The 4,328-nt window shown below is 63.3% G+C and carries 3 protein-coding genes, 3 pseudogenes and 1 riboswitch; of the genes and pseudogenes, 1 reads left to right on the forward strand and 5 read right to left on the reverse strand.

Annotated features, from left to right (window positions below; translation table 11 throughout):
- The 4 genes and pseudogenes from ACG98I_RS11615 to ACG98I_RS11630 form a co-directional block, all read right to left on the reverse strand.
- Positions 1 to 282, reverse strand: a pseudogene (locus tag ACG98I_RS11615) (thymidylate synthase); the annotation flags it as partial.
- The gene (locus ACG98I_RS11620) at positions 272 to 742 is read right to left on the reverse strand and encodes a nucleoside 2-deoxyribosyltransferase (protein ID WP_018022529.1); all 471 of its coding nucleotides are present in this window, start codon (positions 740 to 742) and stop codon (positions 272 to 274) included. The pseudogene ACG98I_RS11615 and the gene ACG98I_RS11620, both read right to left, overlap by 11 nt.
- Before the next feature lie 72 nt (positions 743 to 814).
- Positions 815 to 1,624 (reverse strand): bifunctional hydroxymethylpyrimidine kinase/phosphomethylpyrimidine kinase, encoded by an 810-nt coding sequence (gene thiD, locus ACG98I_RS11625; RefSeq protein ID WP_018022528.1) that lies wholly within the window; start codon positions 1,622 to 1,624, stop codon positions 815 to 817.
- A complete protein-coding gene (locus tag ACG98I_RS11630; protein WP_018022527.1) occupies positions 1,621 to 2,094 on the reverse strand; it encodes an NUDIX hydrolase in 474 nt (157 codons plus the stop codon). The genes thiD and ACG98I_RS11630 overlap by 4 nt, the downstream gene beginning before the upstream one ends.
- 34 nt (positions 2,095 to 2,128) lie before the next feature.
- Positions 2,129 to 2,245, reverse strand: a riboswitch (TPP riboswitch).
- A 376-nt stretch (positions 2,246 to 2,621) separates the two neighbouring features.
- On the opposite strand from ACG98I_RS11630, the pseudogene ACG98I_RS11635 reads away from it, so the two are divergent.
- Positions 2,622 to 3,725: pseudogene (locus tag ACG98I_RS11635) on the forward strand (heavy metal translocating P-type ATPase); the annotation flags it as partial.
- Positions 3,726 to 3,906: 181 nt separating this feature from the next.
- On the opposite strand, the pseudogene ACG98I_RS11640 reads toward ACG98I_RS11635, so the two are convergent.
- Positions 3,907 to 4,328: pseudogene (locus ACG98I_RS11640) on the reverse strand (DDE-type integrase/transposase/recombinase); the annotation flags it as partial.

The following is a 4,328-nucleotide window of genomic DNA, read 5'->3' on the forward strand; positions in this document are numbered from 1 at the left end:
GTCGGGACTGTACCGGCTCATCGAGGGTGCGTAGGTGCGGATGAAGTCGAGGTCGTTCTTCCCTGAGAGGTACCACAGTGCTTCGGCGTAGTTGAAGATGATGTTCTGCCGACGAGACCTGGCCAAGCAGTACCGCCGGGCCGGGTTGGTCAGGCGTGCGGTGTAGCCGATGATTTCGCGTTCGTCCTGCCCGCGGGGACTGTTCTGGTATTCGAACCCGGTGTAGACCTGTCGCAGGGAATCCAGGTAGAGCGTGTGGAGGTCGGGATACTCAGGCTTCACTGACGGCTCCTGCCTGCGCGTGCTCGATCGCGGTGAGGATGCGTGGTCCGGTGGGCTGCTCGGGATCGATGGTGATCATCTGGACGTCGGCGACCGCTGAGAGGCCTCGGACGAGGAACGCGTACTCGGCTCCCTCGTCGAGGAGTAAGACGATGGGTTTGTTCCAGGCGGAGGCCCACCCGATCTCGATGTGCGTGCCCGGGGATGCCGGTGCGCCGGGGAACGCGACGAAGACGTCGCAGGCGGCGATCTCCGTGTAGTCGATGCGTGTGCATTCGCTGGGTTCCATGAACTCACGGCCCCAGTGCTCTCTGCGGTGGGCGCAGTGCACATCCCACCCCTGGGTTTCGAAGAAGTCGATGATCGAGGTGTACTTGTCGATCGCGGCGTCGCCCATCACATGGGTGTCGGCGTCGACGAGAGCTTTGAACGGGCCGGCGAGAAACATCTTTCGCGTCATCGTCACGGCTCCTTTCATGAGTCGAAGTGGTTAGCTCTACCGATCGGAACGAGGAGGGGCTGTTCTGCATCCCTACCCGCGCGGCCAGAGCTGGTGGAAGTGATGCAGGGGACCGTGACCTTGGCCGACGTCGAGGCGGTCGCTGGCAACGAGAGCGCCGTGCAGGTAGGTCTTCGCCCGTTCAACGCTTTCGGGCACGGTGTGGTCAGGTAGCAGTGCGGTGATCGCCGAGGACAAGGTGCAGCCGGTGCCGTGGTCGTTGAGGGTTTCGATCCTGGGAGAGGTGTAGGTGGAGATCCCGTCGGGGCCGGCGAGGTAGTCGACACTGACCGTCTCGTTCGTGAGATGCCCGCCTTTGAGTAGCGCCCACTGACAGCCAAGGCCACGCAGCCCGGTGGCCTGGTCCTCCATCTGCCCCAAGCGGGTGACATCTGTGGTGTCGAGGAGCACGGCGGCTTCGGGAAGGTTCGGGGTGATGATCGTGGCCAGTGGCACGAGCGTGTCTCGGATGGCTGCGACCGCATCGTCGTCCAACAGCCTGTCGCCGCTCTTGGCGACCATCACCGGATCAAGGACCACGGTCTCGGCTTCGTGGTATTGCAGGCGCTCGGCGATGACCTCGGCGATCGCGGCGTTGGCGACCATACCGATCTTTACCGCGTCGACGCGCACATCGTCGAACACTGCATCGATCTGCTCACCGACGAAAGAGGGATCAAGGGGCATGAACGAGCGCACACCGCGCGTGTTCTGTGCCACGACCGCGGTGATCGCGGCCATACCGTAGGTGCCCCTCGCTGAGAAGGCTTTGAGATCGGCGTGGATGCCCGCCCCGCCAGTGGGGTCGGTGCCTGCGATGGATAGGACGTTCTTGATCGTCATGCGTGCACTTCCTTCTGCTGCTGTGTGGCGGCGTAGCGGGCGACCTCGGCGACATCCTTGCTCAGAGTCAGGCGGGCCTCGTCGACCTCGTCGAGGGGGAACCAGCGTGCTTCGAGGGCGTCGTCGCCAGCGTGGGGTTGCCCCGAGCGCCACTGGCAGAGCACGGCGATAAGCACGTAGTGACTGTCCAACCGTCCAGTCTCGTCTCGGCTGAACGCGTCAACGGAAGTCAAAACACCGGTCGCCTGACCGATGATGCTGGTTTCTTCACCGAGTTCGCGTTCGGCGGCTTTGGTGATCGTTTCTCCGAATTCGATCTTCCCGCCCGGGAATCCCCAGAATCCTGCATCAGGAGGGTTCGCGCGACGCACCAAGAGGACATGGTCATCTTTGATGAGGACGGAAATGACCGCGACCCTCGGGCGCACCTCGACTGAGGACGTCGCGGGGCCGACAACAGAATGGGACACTGTAACCTCCTAATGGGGAGGCCAGCGAAGGAAAGAAGCCCTGCTAGACCAGTCCCTTCGCCGGCATGATCCGGATCAGGTTCTAGGGTCACCACGCTGACAACGTCCAGTGGTATCTCAGCCCCTTGACGGGACACCCCTCGGTGCAACCCGAATCTACCAGAGTGCCGTCACAGATACACCCTGCGCGGATTGCCCGCTGCGGGATGCTGGTGTTGGGATCGGCTGCGCACCTATCCAGTGCTGCGACTGTGCCCGATGGAGCAAGTGCCCGTCTCACGGGTGGAGTCACTGGTCGGTGTCGGCCTTGGACGGTAGAATGGAAGGTGTCGGGCGAGCATGAAGGAGGACAGGTCATGGCGACGACGAAGGCCCTGGAACAGGCCGAGATCGACCGGCTCGAAGCGCAGGGGTGGGATGTGCACTGCGCCCACCGCAGAGAGCACTGGGGCCGTGAGTTCATGGAACCCAGCGAATGCACACGCATCGACTACACGGAGATCGCCGCCTGCGACGTCTTCGTCGCGTTCCCCGGGGCGCTGGTCATCTCCATCCCGGTCTCGATTGTCGCCGGTATCGGACGCTCCGCTAAGGACGGGGTGCTCATCAAGGGTGGCGAATACCTGGAGACCTCCGCGAAGGTCGACACCGTGGTCGTCGACAAGACCGGCATCCTGACCAACGGCCGCCCCGAGCTGACCAACGTCGACGTCCTCGACTCTGCCTACTCGGATGATGAGGTGCTCACCCTGGCCGCCCGTGCCGAAACCGCCTCCGAGCACCCCCTGGCCGAGGCGATCATCCGCGGCGCGGAGAACAAGGGACTGACCATCGAAATGGTCGAGAAAGCCAAACCGGTCACCGGCAAGGGCATCATCGCGAAGATCGACGACCATACCGTCGCCGTCGGTTCCGCCGACATGCTCGACCACGCCCCGGACACCACCCGCATCCTTGAACTCAATGACCAGGGCAAGACCGCCATGTACGTCGGTGTCGACGGACGCGCCATCGGCATCGTCGCCGTGGCCGACACCATCCGTGACGACGCACCGGCCGCTATCCGATCGCTGCATGACAAGGGTGTGCGCGTGATCATGGCCACCGGTGACGCGCAGCGGGTGGCCCGCAACGTCGCCGCCGAACTCGGGGTCGACGAGGTCCGGGCCGAACTCATGCCCGAGGACAAGCTCACTATCGTCAAGGACCTGCAGGCCCAGGGCCGCACCGTGGCCATGATCGGCGACGGTGTCAACGACACGCCGGCACTCGCTCAGGCCGACATCGGCGTGGCGATGGGGGCCGCTGGCTCACCTGCCGCCATCGAGACAGCCGATATCGCCCTGATGGCCGACAAGCTCCCCCGCCTGCCGTACGCCCTGGGTCTGGCCCAGCGCACGGTACGCACCATGCGGGTCAATATCGCCATCGCCCTGGCCACCGTGGCGATCCTGTTGGTCGGTGTGCTGCTCGGTGGGGTGACCATGTCGATTGGCATGCTTGTCCACGAAGCTAGCGTCCTGATCGTCATCGCGATCGCCATGCTGCTGCTGCGCCCCACCCTGAAGAAAGACAAGGACCAGGCAGACGTCAGTACTGCTGACGCCGCGAAGGAGACGCTGAGCGCCTAACGACACAATCGCCACAGCCAGCCCCGCCGGTTTTCCTCCAGGTCTTCCCGGTGGGGCTTCCCCTGTGCACCAGATCCCCGATCTCATGTAGCTGCACTGTGACGGTGCTGTTGCAAAGTTGGGCGGAGAGCAGCGAAGACTCAGTTTCTCGTTCTCTGATGGCCGCTGCGTGTGGGCGTTGTTAGGCCGTCTCGAAGACCCGGTTGACGATCACCGCGTCCGGGTCCGGTTGCCCGTGAGGTCAAACATCGTGCCTTGCCCTTTCCGCAATGAGTGCATCGCCTCCATCCCTTTCAACGTCCGATATGCAGATGTCTAAGTTCTTAAACGCGCCTTTCGGCCCGAGGATCCGCTTCAGCCGACCATGGTCGCCTTCCAGGATGTTGTTGAGGTATTTCACCTGCCGGTGCTCCCCTGTCGGCAGGCAGATTCCCTCTGACTTCAACTCGGCGATTGCCCTGGCTAGAGACGGTGCTTTATCTGTATTAATCACCCGCGGGAACCCGGCTGACGCGTTCGACCGCAGGGTCTTGGCCAGGAAACGCTTGGCCGCAGCCACATTCCGTTTTGGTGAGAGGTAAAAGTCCAGGGTCTGGCCACCGG

It is taken from the genome of Corynebacterium sp. L4757, from assembly GCF_043673995.1.
Taxonomy (GTDB): domain Bacteria; phylum Actinomycetota; class Actinomycetes; order Mycobacteriales; family Mycobacteriaceae; genus Corynebacterium.

Coding starts and splice junctions, on each gene's coding strand:
- ACG98I_RS11620 (WP_018022529.1), bottom strand. CDS start 742: ATGACGCGAAAGATGTTTCTCGCCGGCCCGTTCAAAGCTCTCGTCGAC.
- thiD (WP_018022528.1), bottom strand. CDS start 1,624: ATGACGATCAAGAACGTCCTATCCATCGCAGGCACCGACCCCACTGGC.